This window comes from Amycolatopsis sp. MtRt-6 (assembly GCF_017308975.1).
Classification (GTDB): Bacteria; Actinomycetota; Actinomycetes; order Mycobacteriales; family Pseudonocardiaceae; genus Amycolatopsis.
Genome location: NZ_JADWPD010000029.1, coordinates 121367 through 139452, shown reverse-complemented (window position 1 = coordinate 139452; position 18086 = coordinate 121367). Strand labels below are relative to the sequence as shown.

At 72.1% G+C, this 18086-nt stretch carries 17 protein-coding genes; 7 read left to right on the top strand and 10 right to left on the bottom strand.

What is annotated here, in order from left to right:
• Positions 1 to 140 precede the first annotated feature (140 nt).
• From I4Q55_RS37020 to fabG, 6 genes are all read right to left on the bottom strand, one after another.
• Positions 141 to 1235 carry an acyl-CoA dehydrogenase family protein gene (locus I4Q55_RS37020; RefSeq protein ID WP_206794800.1) on the bottom strand — a complete coding sequence of 365 codons (1095 nt, stop codon included), beginning with the start codon at positions 1233 to 1235 and terminating at the stop codon, positions 141 to 143.
• Complete coding sequence (locus I4Q55_RS37015; protein ID WP_206794798.1) at positions 1232 to 2416, bottom strand: acyl-CoA dehydrogenase family protein; 1185 nt, start codon at positions 2414 to 2416, stop codon at positions 1232 to 1234. Before I4Q55_RS37015 ends, I4Q55_RS37020 begins: the two co-directional genes overlap by 4 nt.
• Positions 2413 to 3636 carry an acyl-CoA dehydrogenase family protein gene (locus I4Q55_RS37010; RefSeq protein ID WP_206794796.1) on the bottom strand — a complete coding sequence of 408 codons (1224 nt, stop codon included), beginning with the start codon at positions 3634 to 3636 and terminating at the stop codon, positions 2413 to 2415. The genes I4Q55_RS37015 and I4Q55_RS37010 overlap by 4 nt, the downstream gene beginning before the upstream one ends.
• Entirely contained in the window at positions 3637 to 4653 is a 1017-nt protein-coding gene (locus tag I4Q55_RS37005; protein WP_206794794.1) for a phosphotransferase family protein, read from the bottom strand. It abuts the gene before it with no gap.
• Positions 4654 to 4757: 104 nt separating this feature from the next.
• The gene (locus tag I4Q55_RS37000; RefSeq protein WP_206794792.1) at positions 4758 to 5210 is read right to left on the bottom strand and encodes a MaoC family dehydratase; all 453 of its coding nucleotides are present in this window, start codon (positions 5208 to 5210) and stop codon (positions 4758 to 4760) included.
• Between the two features lie 5 nt (positions 5211 to 5215).
• Positions 5216 to 5977, bottom strand: a complete 762-nt coding sequence (fabG, locus tag I4Q55_RS36995; RefSeq protein ID WP_206794790.1) for a 3-oxoacyl-ACP reductase FabG — start codon at positions 5975 to 5977, stop codon at positions 5216 to 5218.
• Positions 5978 to 6252: 275 nt separating this feature from the next.
• On the opposite strand from fabG, the gene I4Q55_RS36990 reads away from it, so the two are divergent.
• The gene (locus I4Q55_RS36990; RefSeq protein ID WP_206794789.1) at positions 6253 to 6426 is read left to right on the top strand and encodes a hypothetical protein; all 174 of its coding nucleotides are present in this window, start codon (positions 6253 to 6255) and stop codon (positions 6424 to 6426) included.
• 5 nt (positions 6427 to 6431) lie between these two features.
• Here the strand turns inward: I4Q55_RS36990 and I4Q55_RS36985 are convergent, their stop codons facing one another.
• A complete protein-coding gene (locus tag I4Q55_RS36985) occupies positions 6432 to 7355 on the bottom strand; it encodes a helix-turn-helix domain-containing protein (protein ID WP_206794787.1) in 924 nt (307 codons plus the stop codon).
• 123 nt (positions 7356 to 7478) lie between these two features.
• Here I4Q55_RS36985 and I4Q55_RS36980 point away from each other — a divergent pair, with 123 nt between their 5' ends.
• The 5 genes from I4Q55_RS36980 (at position 7479) to I4Q55_RS36960 (ending at position 12918) form a co-directional block, all read left to right on the top strand.
• Entirely contained in the window at positions 7479 to 7877 is a 399-nt protein-coding gene (locus I4Q55_RS36980; RefSeq protein WP_206794786.1) for a hypothetical protein, read from the top strand.
• A 7-nt stretch (positions 7878 to 7884) separates the two neighbouring features.
• The gene (locus tag I4Q55_RS36975) at positions 7885 to 9309 is read left to right on the top strand and encodes a caspase domain-containing protein (RefSeq protein ID WP_206794784.1); all 1425 of its coding nucleotides are present in this window, start codon (positions 7885 to 7887) and stop codon (positions 9307 to 9309) included.
• 113 nt (positions 9310 to 9422) lie between these two features.
• On the top strand, positions 9423 to 9944 hold the full coding sequence (locus I4Q55_RS36970; protein WP_206794782.1) for a PadR family transcriptional regulator: 522 nt from the start codon (positions 9423 to 9425) through the stop codon (positions 9942 to 9944).
• Positions 9944 to 10627 carry an ABC transporter ATP-binding protein gene (locus I4Q55_RS36965; protein ID WP_206794780.1) on the top strand — a complete coding sequence of 228 codons (684 nt, stop codon included), beginning with the start codon at positions 9944 to 9946 and terminating at the stop codon, positions 10625 to 10627. Before I4Q55_RS36970 ends, I4Q55_RS36965 begins: the two co-directional genes overlap by 1 nt.
• Positions 10627 to 12918, top strand: coding sequence for an FtsX-like permease family protein (locus I4Q55_RS36960; RefSeq protein ID WP_242547428.1), 2292 nt, complete (start codon positions 10627 to 10629; stop codon positions 12916 to 12918). The genes I4Q55_RS36965 and I4Q55_RS36960 overlap by 1 nt, the downstream gene beginning before the upstream one ends.
• A gap of 55 nt (positions 12919 to 12973) precedes the next feature.
• Here the strand turns inward: I4Q55_RS36960 and I4Q55_RS36955 are convergent, their stop codons facing one another.
• From I4Q55_RS36955 to ligA, 3 genes are all read right to left on the bottom strand, one after another.
• Positions 12974 to 14104, bottom strand: coding sequence for a polysaccharide deacetylase (locus tag I4Q55_RS36955; protein ID WP_206794776.1), 1131 nt, complete (start codon positions 14102 to 14104; stop codon positions 12974 to 12976).
• Between the two features lie 121 nt (positions 14105 to 14225).
• Entirely contained in the window at positions 14226 to 14672 is a 447-nt protein-coding gene (locus I4Q55_RS36950; RefSeq protein WP_206794774.1) for a hypothetical protein, read from the bottom strand.
• Between the two features lie 102 nt (positions 14673 to 14774).
• Positions 14775 to 16766, bottom strand: a complete 1992-nt coding sequence (gene ligA / locus I4Q55_RS36945) for an NAD-dependent DNA ligase LigA (RefSeq protein ID WP_206794772.1) — start codon at positions 16764 to 16766, stop codon at positions 14775 to 14777.
• A 95-nt stretch (positions 16767 to 16861) separates the two neighbouring features.
• Here ligA and I4Q55_RS36940 point away from each other — a divergent pair, with 95 nt between their 5' ends.
• Positions 16862 to 17701 carry an LLM class F420-dependent oxidoreductase gene (locus I4Q55_RS36940; protein WP_206794770.1) on the top strand — a complete coding sequence of 280 codons (840 nt, stop codon included), beginning with the start codon at positions 16862 to 16864 and terminating at the stop codon, positions 17699 to 17701.
• The last annotated feature ends 385 nt before the right edge of the window (positions 17702 to 18086 follow it).

Genomic DNA, 18086 nt, shown 5'->3' with positions numbered 1-18086 from the left:
GCGCCCGCGGGCCCTCCCCCCGGCCGGGCGGATTGTGGGGGGCAGGGGGCCGGTCCCCCCCCGGGCACGGGCCCGCTTCCAGGGGCGGCACAGCGGCGCGAAGCGCCTCCGTTGAGGGAGGCGGCGGGGGCATGGATGGATCAGGCGGGCAGGTCGACCAGGTCCGCCAGCCGGGCCCGGTGGCGGCCCGGCGTACCGAGGGCGATCTCGTCCGCCTTCGCCCGCTTCAGGTACAGGTGGGCTGGGTGCTCCCACGTCATCCCGATGCCGCCGTGCAGCTGGATCGCCTCTTCGGCCGCCTTGACCGCGATCGGCGCGTTGCGGGCCTGCGCCACGGCCACCGAAATCGGCACGTCGGTGCCGGTGGCCAGCGCGTCCGCCGCGTTGCGGGCCGCCGCGCGGGCGAGCACCAGGTCCGTGTACAGGTTCGCCAGCCGGTGCTTCAGCGACTGGAACCCGCCGACCGGGCGGCCGAACTGGTAGCGGCCCTTGAGGTAGGTGACCGTCTCGGTGAGCGCCCACTCGGCGACGCCCGTCTGCTCGGAGGCGAGGATGCCCGCGCCGAACAGCAGCGCCTGCTCCAGCGCCGCCGCGGCCTCCGGGCCCGAGGCGACCAGCGTGGCCGGGGCGTTCTCCAGCGACACGTCGGCCACGCGGCGCGTCAGGTCGAACGACACCAGCTCCGACACCGTCGCCGCCGACGCCTCGACCACGTACAGCGCCGGGCCGTCGGGGCCCGCGGCCGGGACGACCAGCAGGTCGGCCACCGACGCGTCGGCGACCGTGCCCACCCGGCCGCTCAGGGTCCCGTCCGGGGCAGCCGTCACCGCCGACGGGAAGCCCGCGCCCGGCGCCGTGGACAGCGGCACGGCCAGCGCGCCGATCGCCTGGCCCCCAGCCAGCTTGCCGACGAAGTCCCGCGCGCCGACGTGCACCAGCGCCGTCGTCGCCAGCACCACGCTGCCGAGGAACGGCACGGGAGCGACACTGCGGCCCAGCTCCTCGGCGACGACGGCGACTTCGCGCGCCGAAGCGCCGTGGCCGCCCAGCTCCTCGGGTACCGCCAGACCGGCCACGCCGACCTCGTCGGCCAGCGTGCGCCACAGCTTCAGGTCGTACGGTTCGGCCGTCTCCGCGCGCGCCAGCAGCGCCTCGGGGCCGGCCTTGGCCTTGAGCAGGTCCCGGACCGAGGCACGAAGATCTTCCTCGACGTCCGAATACAGCAGGTCACTCATCGGGGGAGGTCCTTCCAGGCGACGTCCTTGTCGACGCGCGGTTCCGAGGGCAGCCCCAGCACGCGCTCGGCGATGATGTTGCGCAGGACCTCCGAGGTGCCGCCCTCGATGGAGTTGCCCTTCGCGCGCAGGTAGCGGTAGCCGGCTTCGCGGCCGGTGAAGTCGACGATCGCGGGCCGCCGGAACGTCCAGTCGTCGTAGGCCAGGCCCTCTTCGCCGAGCAGCTCGACCTCCAGGCCGGTCAGCGCCTGGTTGAGCTCCGAGAAGGCGACCTTCATGGCCGAGCCCTCCGGGCCGGGCGCGCCGACCGCGAGCTGCTGGCGCAGCCGGGTGCCGGCCAGCCGCAGCGTTTCCGCCTCGACCCAGTGCTTCACCAGGCGGTCGCGCAGCTCCGGCGTGCGCAGCTCGGGCCGCTCACGCCAGGTCTTCGCGACGATCCCGATCAGGCCGCCCTCGCGGGGCTGGACGTGGCCGCCGATCGCGACGCGCTCGTTCATCAACGTCGTCTGCGCGACCTTCCAGCCCTCGCCGACCGCGCCGAGGCGCTGGGTGTCCGGGATCCGGACTTCAGTGAGAAAAACCTCGTTGAACTCGGCCTCGCCGGTGATCTGGCGCAGCGGCCGCACCTCGACGCCGGGCGCGGTCATGTCGCACAGGAAGTACGTCATGCCCTGGTGCTTCGGCACGTCCGGGTCGGTGCGGGTGACCAGGATCGCCCACTGCGACTCGTGCGCGCCGGACGTCCACACCTTCTGGCCGGTGACGACCCAGTCGTCGCCGTCGCGGACGGCGCGGGTGCCGAGCGCGGCCAGGTCGGAGCCGGCGCCGGGCTCGGAGAACAGCTGGCACCACACCTCCTCGCCGGTCCACAGTGGACGCAGGAAGCGCTCGCGCTGCTCCGGCGTGCCGAAGGCGAGGATGGTCGGCGCGGCCATGCCGAGGCCGATGCCGATCCGGCGCGGGTTGTTGTCCGGCGCGCCCGCGTCGGTGAACACCTTGTCCACCACGGACTGCAGCGCGCGCGGCGCGTTCTGGCCGCCGAGCCCGGCGGGGAAGTGGATCCAGGCGAGCCCGGCGTCGAACCGGGCCCGGAGGAACTCCAGGCGGTCGGTCGTCGCGGGGTCGTGGTTCGCCAGGAACTCGGTCGCCTGGCGGGTCAGGTCTTCGGCGGTGACAGTCACTTCGCGCCCTCCGAGAGGTACTTCTTCAGTTCGCGCCGGGCCAGCGAGCGCTTGTGGACCTCGTCCGGCCCGTCGGCCAGGCGCAGCGTGCGGTTCCCGGCCCACATGGCGGCCAGCGGGAAGTCCTGGCTGACGCCGCCCGCGCCGTGCACCTGCACGGCCTTGTCGAGGATCCACTCGACGGTGATCGGCGTCGAGATCTTGATCGCCTGGATCTCGGTGTGCGCGCCCTGGTTGCCGACGGTGTCCATCAGCCACGCGGTCTTGAGCACCAGCAGCCGCTGCTGCTCGATCTTGACGCGGGACTCGGCGATCCAGTCCTGCACGACGCCCTGCTGCGCGATCGGCTTGCCGAACGCCTCGCGCGAGATCGCGCGGCGGCACATCAGTTCCAGCGCGCGCTCGGCCATGCCGATGGCGCGCATGCAGTGGTGGATCCGGCCCGGGCCGAGCCGGGCCTGGGCGATCGCGAACCCGTCGCCCTCGCCGGCGATGAGGTTCTCGACCGGCACGCGGACGTCCTCGAACAGGACCTCGGCGTGGCCGCCGTGGTCGCTGTCGTCGTAGCCGAAGACGTGCATGCCGCGCTTGACCGTGAGGCCCGGGGTGTCGCGGGGGACCAGGATCATGCTCTGCTGCTTGTGCGGCGCGGCTTCCGGATCGGTCTTGCCCATGACGATGAAGATCTTGCACGCGGGGTTCATCGCGCCGGAGATGTACCACTTGCGGCCGTTGATGACGTACTCGTCGCCGTCACGGCGGATGGCCGTCTCGATGTTGCGGGCGTCGGAGGAGGCGACGTCCGGTTCGGTCATCGCGAAGGCGGAGCGGATCTCACCGTTCAGCAACGGTTCGAGCCACTGCTTCTGCTGCTGCTCGTTGCCGAACATGGCCAGCACTTCCATGTTCCCGGTGTCCGGCGCGGCGCAGTTGAGCGCGGTCGGCGCCAGCCGGATGCTGCGGCCGGTGATCTCCGCCAGGGGCGCGTACTGGAGGTTCGTCAGGCCCGCGCCGTGCTCGCCGGGGAGGAAGAAGTTCCACAGCCCGCGCTTGCGGGCTTCGGCCTTGAGCTCCTCGACGACCGGCGGGATGGCCCACGGGTCGTCGCGTTCGGCGAGCTGCCGCTCGAACACCGGCTCGGCGGGGTAGATGTGCGAGTCCATGAACTCGAGGAGCTTCCCGCGCAGCTCCTCGGTCTTCTCGTCGAACGCGAAGTCCATTTACTTCTCCTCTTTGAGAATCTCGTTGCCGTGCGCGATGAGCGGCGCGACGCCGGCCCCGACGCCTTCGAAACCCGCCCCGACCGTCTGGCCCTTGCTGAAGCGGTAGTAGATGCCTTCCAGGATCACGGCCAGCTTGAAGAACGCGAAGCTGACGTACCAGTTCAGCTGCGAGACGTCCCGCCCGGACAGCTCGGCGTAGCGGGCGACGACCTCGTCGGTGCCCGGGTAGCCCGGCGCCGAGCTGGCGTTGGACACGAACGGCAGCGACACCTTGTCGCGCTCGGCGTAGGCCACCAGCAGCGCGAGGTCGGTCAGCGGGTCGCCCAGCGTCGACATCTCCCAGTCGAGCACCGCCGAGATCCGGTCGTGCCCGTCCACCAGGACGTTGTCGAGGCGGTAGTCGCCGTGGACGATCGACGGCTTGCCGGACACCGGGACGGCCGCCGCGAGCCGGTCGTGCAGCTCGTCGACGCCCGGCAGGTCCCGGCTGCGGGACGCGTCCAGCTGCTTCTTCCACCGCCGCAGCTGGCGTTCGAGGAAGCCGTCCGGCCGCCCGAAATCGCCGAGCCCGACCGCGGCCGGGTCGACCGAGTGCAGGTCGATGAGCGTGCCGACGAGGGCGTCGGCCATCGCCCGGGTGCGGCCCGGCCCGAGCTCGCTCAGCTGGTCCGCGGTCCGGTAGGGCGTGCCTTCGACGAAGCTCATCACGTAGAAGGGCGCGCCGACGACGTCGGAGTCCTCGCACAGCAGCAGGGCCTCGGGCACCGGCACGGCGGTGTCGCGCAGGCCGGAGATCACCCGGAACTCGCGGCTCATGTCGTGCGCGGTGGGCAGGACGTGCCCGAGCGGCGGGCGGCGCACCACCCAGCGCGACCGGCCGTCGCCCACCACGTAGGTGAGGTTCGACCGGCCGCCCTCCACGACGTCCGCGGTCAGCTCCCCGGCGACCAGGCCGGGCCGGTGCGCGTCCAGGTGGGCGCGCAGGCGGCCCAGGTCGAGTCCTGGCGGGTTCATGCGGCCTCCTCAAGCGTGTTGCGAGGGAGCATACCGACTAGTCGGTATGACGTACAGAGAGGTGAGCAGCGGCACTTTCCGCCGAAAGTGCCGCTGCTCCGGCGTCACGCGAGGAACCGCGTCACCCACTCGGCGACGCACGCGGGCTTCGCCTCGCCGTCGATCTCGACCGTCCACTTCGACACCGCCTGCTTGCCGCCCGGGATGTCGGTGATCTCGACGAGCTCGGCCCCGGCGCGCACCTTCGAGCCGACCTTCACCGGCTGCGGGAAGCGGACCTTGTTGAGGCCGTAGTTGATGCCCATCTTGATCCCGTTGACCCGGTAGATCTTCGGGCCGAACGCCGAGAGCAGCGACAGCGTCAGGAAGCCGTGGGCGATGGTGCCGCCGAACGGGCCCGCGGCCGCCATCGGCTCGTCGACGTGGATCCACTGGTGGTCGTCGGTGGCGTCGGCGAACTGATTGACGCGCTCCTGGGTGACCGTCAGCCACTCGCTGTACCCGAGGTGCTCCCCGGCCGCGGCGGCGAACTCGTCGAGGTTCCGGAACTCCCGCATCGGCCTCAGTCCTTCGGTCCGCCGGCGACGTAGATGACCTGGCCGGAGACGAACCCGGCGCCCTCGCTGACGAGGTACGACGTCAGGTGCGCGATGTCTTCGGGCGTGCCGACGCGCTGCACCGGGATCTGCGACGCGGCCGCGGCCTTGAAGTCCTCGAAGCTCATGCCGAGCCGTTCGGCGGTGGCCGCGGTCATGTCGGTGGCGATGAAGCCCGGCGCGATCGCGTTGGCGGTGACGTTGAACTTGCCCAGCTCGATGGCGAGGGTCTTGGTGAAGCCCTGCATGCCGGCCTTGGCGGCGGCGTAGTTGACCTGGCCGCGGTTGCCCAGCGCCGAGGTGCTCGACAGGTTGACGATCCGGCCGTACTTCTGCTCGGTCATGTGCTTCTGCACCGCGCGGGTCATCAGGAACGAGCCCTTGAGGTGCACGTTGAGCACGGAGTCCCACTCCTGCTCGGTCATCTTGAAGATCAGGTTGTCGCGGGTGATCCCGGCGTTGTTGACCAGCACGACCGGCGGCCCGAGCTCGTCGGCGACGCGCGCGACGGCGGCTTCGACCTGCTCGGCGGCACTGACGTCGAGAGCGACCCCGACGGCCTTGCCGCCCTTGGCGACGATGGCCTCGGCGCCCTGCTTGACACCGGCCTCGTCGAGGTCGAGCAGCCCGACGGCGAAGCCGTCATCGGCCAGCCGCGCCGCGACGGCGGCACCGATGCCGCGGCCGGCACCGGTGACCACGGCGACACGGGAAGGGGAATCGGTCACGGAGGACCTCCTCGTCGTTGAGAAGCGGGCTCGATGCCCGCGAGCCTACTAAGCAGTCGGTCACAGACCATACGCGGAAGAGGCCCCGCTGTGGTGTTTGCGGTCACAGGATCACAGCCGCGGCCGAATGCGGCAATCCGGCACGACGTCCCCGGGCGCGGTCGACATTTTTCCAATACCCGCGCCACGACAGCTTGTTAGCTTGGGCGAGGGGGCAGCAAGGGGGAGCTGCCCCCCACCTTCCCAGAGTGAACCCGGTTCAGGAGGGATCTCGGATGTCCAAGCTCGGCAGTTTGCTGTTCGCCGTCGTCGTCACCGTCGGACTGGCTTCGCCCGCCACAGCCTCGCCCGCCACAGTCCCGTGCGGCGGCCTGTGCCCGGACGTGGTCGCCGTGCCGCCCTGTTCCGGCGGCTGCCCGAAGAGCGCCGGTCCGGGGAACGCGAGCTGACGTCGTCAGCGCCGTCCGGACGATCGGCCGCCGGCGTGGGTCAGGCGCCGTTGCCGTGCCGCGATGAGCTGCACGCTGGGCCGGATGCCCAGGAAGACTTCGCCGATCGCGGCGGCCGGGTCGAGCAGTTCGGTGGGGGCGCAGCCGGCGAGGGCGCGGAAGTCGAGATTGAGGTGGGGCTGGTCGGCGTACCCGCAGGATGCGGCGACGTCCGGCCATCGGGGTGGCCGCGGCGCGGTCATCCACTGGATCGCGTGATGCAGCCGGGCGACCCGGGCGACGACCTTGGGCGGCACACCGAGCTGGTGCCGGAACCGGGCGGCGAGGTACTGACGCGACCAGCCGACCCGGTCGGCCAGCGTGGCGATCGGGATGCGCCCGGCCGACGCGTCGAGCAGCTGCCACGCGCCTTGGAGTGGCTTCGGCAGGTCGGGGCCGTCGCGCAGCCAGGCGGCCAACCTGACGTCCAGCAGCTGGAACCTCGCTTCCCACGTGGGGACGCCGGCGAGCTCGTCGGCCAGCCGGCGGGCGCGGTCGCCCAGGAGCTCGCCGAGCCCCACACTGACCCCGGCGATTTCGCGCAGGGGACAGCCGAACAGGGCATAGGCGCCGCGAGGGGTCAGCTCGACGAGAATGCCCTTCTCCACGCCGGTTTGCTCGTAGACCAGCGGCCGATCGCCGAGCCCGCTGACCGGTGACACCGCCGCGGGCGCGGGCTCCCCGGCGAGCGCGCGCCGGACCGGCCGCACGAGATCGACGCCCACGAGGATCGAGCCGGGTGCCGGGATCCGGCGCAGGATCGGCCCGGTGGGGGAGCGGTCGTGCCCGAGGTAGGCGCGGACGTGATCGGCCAGCCGGGGAGCCGGCATGCGGAAGGTGAACGGCGCGGGTGCCACCGTGAGCGATGCCGGCGTTCGCACGTGTCCCACCGGGCTCCCCTCCCCAGGACGGCATGTCCTCCCAGCGTAGCCGTCCGGCCGGGCCCGCCATGCCGGTCGCGGAGTTCGGCGAACCGCTCCCGCGCCGGTGCCGGGCCTGGCACGATGACCGGTATGCCCGAGGACACCGAACTGCGGGTGCGCGTCACCGGCGAGGATTCCGCGTCGCGGCTGCGTGCCCTGCACAGCTGGCTGAGCCGCGAGGACGACCTGCGCGGCCGTGTGGCGCTGCGGAACCGGCCGGTCGCGCCCGGGGAGATGGGCGGGGTGGTGGACGTGCTCACCGTGGCCCTCGGTTCCGGTGGTGCCGCGGCGGTGCTGGTCCACGCGATCTCGCGGTCGGTGACCACGTGGCTGACCCAGTCCCGCTCCGACGTGACGGTCACCATGACCACCACCACCGGCACCGAAACCCGGGAGATCACCGTGGACGCCCAGCGGGCCCGTGACCCCGAGGCCGTCATCCGCGCAGCCAGGGAAGCGTTCTCCCCGGACCGGGCCGATTCTCGCTGAGGAAGGCGTGACCGAGCCCTGGTTTCCGGACGCGGCGGCGTCGCGGGCGGTGCTGATCGGCGTCAGCCGCTACGAATCCGCCGAACTACCGCCGATTCCGGCGGTGCGCGCCAACCTCGACGACCTGCGTGCGGCGCTCACCGACCCGGCCGTGGGCTCGGTCGCCGCGAGCGGCTGCCGCGTGCTCGGGGACGACGCGAGCCAACCCGACGTGGGCGCGGCCCTCGCCGCGGGCAGCAGGCAGGCGAGCGACCTGCTGCTGGTGTACTACTCCGGGCACGGTCTGCTCGACGACGACGGGCGGCTGCACCTGGCGCTGCGCACCACCAGCGGCGAGCACCCCGGCTGGACCGCCATCCCGATCGACCTGATCAAGCGCGAGCTCGGGCGGGCCAGAGCCAGGGCGCGGGTGCTGGTGCTCGACTGCTGTTTCTCCGGCCAGGCGGTCGAAGCGATGGCCGGCCAGGGCGGCCTGGTGGCCGGGCAGCTCGCCCTCACCGGCACGTTCACGCTGACCTCGACCACGGCCAACGAACCGTCGAACGCCCCTCTCGGCTCCCGGCACACCGCGTTCACCGGAGCGTTCCTGGACGCGCTGGCCGGTCCGGCGCCGTTGACCCTGGAGGGCATCTACCGCCACACCGACGCCGCGCTGGCCGGGCTCGGGCTGCCGCGCCCGCAGTGCCGGTCGGTCAACACGGTCCGCGACCTGGCCCTGGTCCGCGGCCCCGCGCCGAGCCCGGCTGTCCGGCCCGAGCCGGCGCCCGCGCCACCCCCTGCCAAGGCAGCGAATCCGGCTCCACCGCGAGCCATGACGACGCCGCCGGCACCGGCACCGGCACCGGCACCGGCACCGGCCAGGATCGCACCACCGTCGTCCGCCGAGGTCCACCGCGCCTTCGCCTTCGATCCCCCGGGCCCGGCAGCCTGGCCGAAAGCCCTTGTGCCCGCCGGCATCTGCGTGGTCACGGCGGTCATCGCCTGGATCGCTTTCACCGACCCCTTCCGCAATGTCAGTCCTTCGGGCTTCGACATCGTGGTCGGCATGGTGTTCGGCGGGCTCCTCAGCGTCAGTGCCCTCGCGGCCGCGGTCCGGGCGATTCTCGTCCTGCGCGACGGAGCGCGACCGCCGGCCACCCCGTGGACGCGGCTGGAAATCGGCCGGGCCGGACTGGCCGTGACCGGCGACGGCGACCGGCGTGAGGTGCCCTGGCAGCACATCGACCGCGTGACGCTCGCCCGCCGGACGTCCGGAACTCCGACCGTCATGCTCGCCCTCCGCGGAAACGCCGTCCTGCCCGGCGCGCCGACCCGGAAGGGCCTGACCGGTCTCGGCCGGTGCGGGCAGTGGCCGGAAGTCCTGGCCGCCGTGCGGCGGTTCGCCCCGCCCTCCGTGACCGTCGACCGCGACATCCGCACGCTGCGGCGCTAAGTGCCCCTGACCTGCTGAAACGCACTATTCCATGGTGGTATACATGGCGGGTATACACCTCCGGTATAGTGATCGCCGGCCTCGGCTTCCGAGGTCAAGGAGGGATCAGGGGAATGTCGATTTCGCACACCTTGCTCGCCCTGCTCGAGTCCGGTCCGCGGCACGGTTACGACCTGAAGCGGGCGTACGACGAGCAGTTCGGGCAGGACCGCCCACTGGCGTACGGCCAGGTCTATTCGACGTTGTCGCGGCTGCTGCGCAACGGCATGGTCGAGGTGGCGGGCGTCGAGAGCGGTGAAGGGCCGGAGCGGAAGCGCTACACGATCACCGACGCCGGGATCACCGACGTCGAGACGTGGCTGCGCACTCCGGAGAGCCCGCAGCCGTATCTGCAGAACACGCTCTACACGAAGGTCGTGCTCGCGCTCCTGTCCGGGCGCAGCGCCACCGACGTGCTCACCGTCCAGCGCGGCGAGCACCTGAACGTCATGCGGGCGCTCACCAGGCGCAAGAACGGGGGCGACCTCGCCGATCAGCTGATCTGCGATCACGCGCTCTTCCACCTCGAGGCGGACCTGCGGTGGCTGGAGCTCACCGCCGCGCGTCTCGGCGAACTCGAAAAGGCGGTGCGCTGATGACCGGGACCCCGTTGCTCGTCGGCACGGACCTGCACAAGTCGTTCGGTGCCACGCGGGCGCTCGACGGGGCGGCGCTGTCCGTCTCGGCGGGGGAGGTGCTCGCGATCATGGGCTCGTCCGGGTCGGGCAAATCGACACTGCTGCACTGTCTGGCCGGCATCATCCGGCCGGACTCCGGGTCCATCGGCTACCGCGGCGCCGACCTCGTCGCGATGGACGACCGGGGGCGCAGCGCGTTGCGGCGCACCGATTTCGGCTTCGTGTTCCAGTTCGGCCAGCTCGTGCCCGAGCTGTCCTGCCTCGAGAACGTCGCGCTGCCGCTGCGGCTGACCGGGGCCAAGCGCAAGCAGGCCGAGGCGAAGGCGACCGAATGGCTCGCCCGGCTGGAGGTCGACGGGCTGGCCAAGCGCCGCCCCGGCGACGTGTCCGGTGGGCAGGCCCAGCGGGTCGCGGTGGCGCGGGCGCTGGTGACCGGGCCCAAGGTGGTCTTCGCCGACGAGCCGACCGGCGCGCTCGACTCGCTCAACGGCGAAAAGGTCATGCGGATGCTCACCGAGGCGGCACGGGAAACGCACGCCGCGGTCGTGCTGGTGACCCACGAGCCGCGGGTCGCCGCCTATTCGGACCGGGAAATCACGGTGCGCGACGGGCGCACGGTCGACCGGGAGCTGGTCGCGTGATGCGGGATCTCGTGCTGGGACTCCGGCTGGCCGTCGGGGGCGGCCGGATGTCCGGCGCGGCGCTGCTGCGCCTGGCGATGACCGCGTTCGGGATCGCGCTCGCGGTCGCCGTGCTGCTGCCCGCGGCGGCGGTCCACCACCTGGTCGGCGCGCAGTCGGAGCGGGCGGCGGCGATCAAGCCGGTCACCGAGCCGCGGGCGGGCGTCGCCCCGCTGCTGACCTACGACTGGTTGCCGGTGATCAGCGAGCACGTCGTCGAGATCACCGCGGTCGCGGCGACCGGGCCGGGCTCGCCGGTGCCACCGGGTGTCGACCGGCTGCCCGCGCCGGGCGAGCTGCTCGTGTCGCCGGAGCTCGCCGCGAAGCTGGCGTCGGCCGAAGGTGCCGCGTTGGCGGCCTATCTGCCGGGACGCGTCGTCGGCGAGATCTCGTGGCAGGGCGTCGCCGACGCCGGTGACCTCACCGCGTACTACGGGGCGCCGGCCGCGCAGATCGAGGCCGAAGGTGATGAGGCCACGCGGGTCTACGCGTTCGGCGGGCCGTACACCGGGGTCGGGCTGTCGGCGGCGATGGTGGGCTTCATCCTGCCGATCGCGGCCGTCCTGCTGCTGCCGTTGCTGATCTTCGTGACCACCGCGTCGCGGATGGGCGCGGCGCAGCGGGAACGCCGGCTCGCCGCGTTGCGGCTGATCGGCCTCGACGCGCGGCAGGTCAAGCGGGTCGCGGCCGCGGAGTCGCTGGTCGGGGCGGTGATCGGGCTCGTGGCAGGCATCGGGTTCTTCGCCGTGCTGCGCACGTTCGTCGCGGACATCCTGCCGTTCGGCCTGCGGATCTTCCCGCAGGACTTCGTGCCGTCGTGGCCGCTGGTCGTCGTGATCGTGCTGCTGGTGCCCGGGCTCGCGGTCGGCTCGGCGTTGTTCGGGCTGCGCCGCACGATCGTGGAACCGCTCGGCGTGGTCCGGCAGGGCAAGCCGGTGCGGCGGCGGATGTGGTGGCGCTGGGCGATCACCGCGATCGGCGTGCTGTTCCTGGCCATGACCCTGGCGTTCGACCGCGGGGACGGCGACACGGCCGCCGGGCTGGCGCTCACGGTGGGCAGCGTGTTCCTGCTGGTGGGGGTCGCGGCCCTGCTGCCGTGGCTGGTCGAGCGGCTCGTCGGCCGGCTGCACGGCGGTCCGCCGTCGTGGCAGCTCGCGATCCGGCGGCTGCAGCTGGACAGCGGCACGGCCAGCCGGGTGGTGTCCGGCCTGGTCGTCGTGCTGGCCGGCACGATCCTGACCCAGGGGGTGGTCACCTCGCTGTCCGCCGCCGACCGGCACTTGACCGTCCCGTTCGGCGTGACCGCGGCTCCGGTGCGGGTGGTCACGACCGCCGCGCACCAGGCCGAGGCGGTGCAGCTGGCGGCGGCGGTGCCCGGGGTGACCGGGACGCACCCGGCCCGCAACATCGCGTTCCGGTCGGGGCCGGAGCGGGGCTTCGGCGTGTTCGGCGACTGCGTGGCGCTCAAGGCGCAGGCGAACATCGGCGACTGCGCCGACGGCGACGTCTTCTACTTCGCCCCGGCGCCCGGCGCGACCGCCCCGGCCGGCCGGGTGCGCCTGCAGAGCTACGTCCGCGGCCGGGCGGTCGACGGTCCGGAGTGGACACTGCCGGCCGGCATCAAGGTGGTGCCGCCCGGCGACACGCCGAGCGGCGACGAGGGCGGCCTGCTGGTCACGCCGGGCGCGCTCGGCGGTCTCGCGCTGCCGAACTCGACGGTCTCGGTCTACGTGTCGGGCACCGGCGACCCACAGGCACTGTCCGACGCCGTCGCGCGGGCCGTGCGGCCGCTCGCGTGGAACGCCACGGTCGCCAAGAGCGACTACCTCGGCGATTACCGCGCCCGCGACAGCCAGATGGTGGCGAGCTTCCGTTCGGTGCTGATCACCGCGTCGCTGTTCGTGCTGGCGGTGGCCGCGATGAGCCTGCTCATGCTGTCGATCGAGCAGATCAGCGAACGGCGGCGGCCGCTCGCGGCACTGTCCGCGGCCGGCGTGCCGATCGGGGTGCTGGCCCGCGGCGCGCTGTGGCAGACCGCGATCCCGGTGGTGATCGGCGTGGTGCTGGCCGTCGCGGCCGGACTCGGGCTGACCGCGCCGATCCTCCGCCTGGCCGACCGCCCGATGATCATCGACGTCCCGGTGCTGCTCGCCTTGGCGGTGACGACGGTGGCGGCGGTCCTGCTGGTGACAGCGCTGACGATGCCGCTGCTGCGGCAAGTGACCCGATTGGACACCCTGCGCTCGGAGTGAGCGGGAACCCCGTGCGGTGCCGTGCCTGCCCGGCACCGCACGGGGCCGCCGCCGCTCAACCGGCCTGGGCGGGTGGCATCGACCGGTACCGGTCCAGGACCGCGGGGTCCTGCAGTGACATCCACTTCGTGACTTCCGCGTAGGTGGCGCAGACCGTCTCGGGCTTGGCGCACACCTCGGCCATGAAGCCTTCCGTGGCCCGGGAGAACGCGCCGTCGGCCCAGTTGTTGAAGTGGTTGCCGATGACGAGCGGGGCGCGGTTGCCGTCGAAGGCCGCCCGGTACGCGCCGCGGTAGGTCTCGAGCGTGGCCTCGGTGTACCGCCCGGTGTTCTTCTCCGTGCGGCCGAGCTGGTACCACAGGTTGTAGTCCATCATGATCACCTTCTTGTGCAGCGCGGGCACCCGCACGTAGGGCATCCAGAACTCCCAGATGCCGTCCAGCTTGGTGGGCCACTTGACACCGTCGGACGGCTGGCTGGAGTCGAAGGTGTAGCCGGCGGCGCGCATGGCGGGGAAGGCTTGCGCCCAGTTGCCTTCGAGGCACGGTGTCCGGCCGCCGGTGATGTCCTTGGCGGACAGGCGCAGGCCCAGGTGATCGCGGGCGTCGTCGACGAAGCGGCTGAACTGCCCGATTTCGTCGGTCCAGCCCGGCGTGGTCCAGCGGCCGACACCCGGCTCGGCGCCGGCGCAGAAGTGCCCGTTGTAGTGCGTGCCGATCTGGTGTCCCGCGGTGACGGCGGCGTTGAGGTCCTGGACGCGGGTGGCCACCTCCCCGGCGCTGCCGCCGAAGCCGATCGACGCCGCGCCCGGTTTGTGGCCGGGCCCGGTGTAGCGCGACCGCTGGTCGTCGGTCAGCAGGTAGATGCCGGAGAGGAAGCCGCTGAAGTGCGCGTTGACGGACTTGGCGAGGGAGAGGTAACGGCTCCAGTGTTCGTGCGAGCCGGCGCCGTCGAAGGAGAACAGCACGAACTGCGGCGGCTTTTCACCCGGCCGCAGCGGACGCATCCATGCCGCGTCCTCGACCGGCTCGGGGACCGTGGTGGCCGAGGACGGAGGCGGGCCGGCGGTCGCCGGGCCGGGCCGCGCGTGGCCGCGGCCGAGGGTCGTGATCAGGACACCGGCCAGCACGAGGGCGAGGGTGACGGTGATCCAGGTGCCCGGCCGCCGTGTCCATCGAGAACTCATCGTCGACACTCCCCCTGCTACGTACGGTCACAAGGAGGACGTCGAAGGGCGGATCCGGGTGTATCGGGGTGAGATGCGTGACGCAAAAGCAACCCGGCCGCGACGCGGAGAGTAGTGCGGGTCAGTCCTTGCAGGGGCCGAAGTACCGGCACTCGATCAGGGCCCGCGGGTCCAGCGAGCGCGCTCGCGGCTCCCACGTCTCGAGCAGCGGGGCGATCTCGTCGAGGTCCACGGCGCCGTCGGCGGTGAACGGGAAGAACCGCTCGGTGGTGTCGTGCTCGGCGCAGCCGTTGCCGCGCAAGTTGCCCGCGGGGACCAGAGCGAACACCTCTTCGCCGTCTTCGCCGAACGTGAAGTAGGCCTGCAGCCGCACCGGTGTCGTGTCCGCGACGTCGTTGACGGTGATGCCGCCGTAGCTGGCGGGGTAGCGCCAGCCGGCCCGGGGGTCGTTGGCGAACCAGGCCACGCCGGGGTCGCTGTCGCCGTCGAGGATCCAGCCCCGCGCGGTGAGGAACTCGTGCACGCGGAGCTGGCGGTCGAGCGCCTGGTCGGTCGGCGGCGTGGTCATCGTGCATCCCTTCGGACGAGGCGGGCTACCCGCGTCCAGTGTCGCGCTTCGGCGACTGCCACGACTGGGCGACCTGCGTCCGTGACCCGCGACAGGGCGTGGCTAGACGATGCCGGCCGCGATCAGCTGCTGCCAGATCTCGCCCTGGTCGACGACCTCGACGCCGTGCTTCTCGGCCTTCGTCAGCTTGCTCGCTCCGACGTCCGCGCCGGTGATGAGCAGGTCCGTGCTCGCCGAGACCGACGTCGCCGTGGTCGCACCCGCCTTCTCGCACAGCCGCTGGAACGTCGGGCGGGGCACCTTCTCCCCGGACCGCGGGTCGCTGATGGCGCCGGTGACCACCACCGTCTTGCCCGCCAGCGGCGCGCCCGCCGCGACCATCGGCGGGAGGTCCTCCTCGCGCACGTCGAGCGAAACACCCACCTCCCGCAGGCGCTCGAGCTCGGGGCGCAGCCGGGTGAGGTGCTCGATCAGCGACGCGGCGACCTTCGGCCCGATGTCCTCCACGGCCACGAGCCCGTCGACGCCCGCCGCCACGACGTCTTCCAGGGAGCCGAACCCGGCCCGGCACAGGCGCGCGGCCGTGCCTTCGGACGCCATCGGGATCGCCAGCCCGATCAGCGCCCGGCGCAGGCCGACCGCGCGGCTCGCGTCGATCGACTCGATCATCCGGGTGGCCGAGACCTCGCCGATGCGGTCGAACTCGAGCAGCTTTTCCTTCGTCAGCCCGTAGAAGTCCGACGGCTGCTCCAGGATCCCGGCCTCGGCCAGCCGCTCGATCCACACGCCGCCGATGGCGTCGATGTCCGCCGCCGCCCGCGACGCCCAGTGGATCAGCCGGCGCACGGTCTGCGCCGGGCAGGAAACGTTGGTGCAGAACAGTTCCCGGCTGTTGCCCTGCTCGGTCAGCGGCTGCCCGCACGACGGGCACTCGCTCGGCGGGACGATCTCCCGCTCGGCGCCCGTGCGCTTCGACGCGTCGAGCACACCGGCGACGAACGGGATCACGTCACCGGCGCGGCGCACCAGCACGGTGTCGCCGATCTTGATGCCGCGGGCGCGGATCACCTCCTGGTTGGCCAGCGTCGCGCGGGTGATCGTGCCGCCGCCGACGAACACCGGTTCCAGCCAGGCGACCGGGGCGATCTTGCCGGTCTTGCCGACGTCCCAGACCACATCGGACAGCACGGTGGTCTTCTCCTCGGCCGCGAACTTGAACGCCAGCGCCCCGCGCGGCGAGCTCGACCGGGTGCCGGCCGCCGCGTAGGCGTCGCGGCTCGCCAGCCGCAGCACGGCGCCGTCGAGGTCGTAGTCCAGGTCGTTGCGCTGCCGCTCGATCTCGCCGATCACCTCCTGCGCCGCGGCGGCGTCGGCGCAGCGCCGCATGTCGGCCGCGGTGAAGCCGAGCGTGTGCAGCGCGCTGCCGAGGTCGGTCTCCGCGCTGTCGGGCTCGGTGTGCAGGTCGAAGGCGAAGAACCGCAGCCGCCGCTCGGCGACCGTGGCCGGATCCTTCGCGCGCAGCGTGCCCGCGGCGGCGTTGCGCGGGTTGATCAGCGGCTTGTCCGGGTGGGCGGCGTTGTAGGCGGCGAAGGTGGACCGCAGCATGACGGCCTCGCCGCGGACCTCGATGCGGCCCGGCGCGTCGACCCGCTCCGGGATCCCGTCGGTCAGCGCGCGGACGAGCACGGTGACGTCGTCGCCGGTCGTGCCGTCGCCACGGGTGACCGCCCTGGCCAGCCGTCCGTTTTCGTAGACGACGGCCAGCGACAGCCCGTCGAGCTTCGGCATGACCACCACCGGCTGGCCGGGGAAGCGGTCGAAGAACGCCTCGACCTGCTCGGACTTGGTCGCTTTCTCCAGCGACAGCATCGGGCGCGAGTGCCGGATCGGCGCGTGCAGCACCGCGGGCGCGCCGACCTGGTCGAGCGGGTTCGGGTCGGGCGTGTGCTCCGGGTGCGCCTCGATCAGGCCCCGCAGCTCGTCTTCGACCGCGTCGTACTCCGCGTCGGCCACCAGCGGCGACCCCCGGTAGTAGGCGTCGCGCAGCACCATGACGCGGTCGGCGAGTTCCTGGATGCGTTCCTGAGCGTTCACGAGGAGGACATTACCGGGCAGCACCGACAAAAACGGCCTCGACGCCGACGGGCGACGTCGCGTTCTGGAGGAACTCCAGGGTTACGATGAAGATCATGCGATTCGCCATCAAGACCTCGCCCCAGAACACCGAATGGGCCGACATGCTCGCCGTCTGGCAGGCCGCGGACGAGATCGAGCTGTTCGAGTCCGGCTGGACCTTCGACCACTTCTACCCCATTTTCTCCGACTCGACCGGACCGTGCCTGGAAGGCTGGGTGACGCTGACCGCGCTCGCGCAGGCCACCCGGCGCCTGCGGCTGGGCACGCTGGTCAGCGGCATCCACTACCGTCACCCCGCGTTGCTGGCGAACATGGCAGCCACGCTGGACATCGTCTCCGGCGGGCGGCTGGAGATCGGCGTCGGCGCCGGCTGGAACGAAGAGGAATCCGGCGCGTACGGCATGGAGCTGGGCTCGATCAAGGAGCGCAGCGACCGGTTCGAGGAAGCCTGCGAGGTCCTCGTCGGGTTGTTGACGCAGGAGACCACGACGTTCCACGGCGAGCACTACCAGCTGACCGACGCGCGCTGCGAGCCGAAGGGCGTCCAGCGGCCGCACCCGCCGATCTGCATCGGCGGCAGCGGCGAGAAGCGCACCCTGCGCACCACCGCGAAGTACGCCCAGCACTGGAACTTCGTCGGCGGCCAGCCGGAGGAGTTCGCCCGCAAGCGTGACGTCCTGCACCGCCACTGCGCGGACGTCGGTCGCGACCCGGCCGAGATCACGCTGTCGTCGCACGTCCGCCTCGATCCGGACCTCGACTACGCGAAGGTCGCGGCTGAGGTCGAGGCGCTGGGGGAGGTGGGGCTCGACCTGGCGATCGTTTATCTGCCGCCGCCGCACACGCCGGCCGTGCTGGAGCCGCTGGCGAAGGCTCTTGAGCCGTTGCGTTGATCCTTTCTCGTCGGCGTCGGCAGTGTTCTCGAGCAGGCGCCGGGCGTGGGCTCCGTGGATGATCGCTGGTAGCGACTCTCTGTTGGCGTTCCGTGCTGCTTGCGCCATCTGGTCCGTGGGGTCTCTTGAGTGGTCTTTCGTGGTTCCACCGACCCGATCGCCGGATTGTTCAACGGCCGTCACGCCGCGTCAAGGCGGGAAAGCGTGCCTTGACCCGGCGTGACGGCCGCTGATGCGGCTGCGTATCGGGTCGGCAGGGGGGGTGTGGCCGGGGGCCTGGTTCGCGTCGCGGGTTGCTTCCTGCGGTTGCGGTGTGCCGTGAGCCGTGCCCCGCCTTGCGCGGCGGTGTGCGGTGAGCCGCCCCACCTCCTGTCGCTCTGCGTGT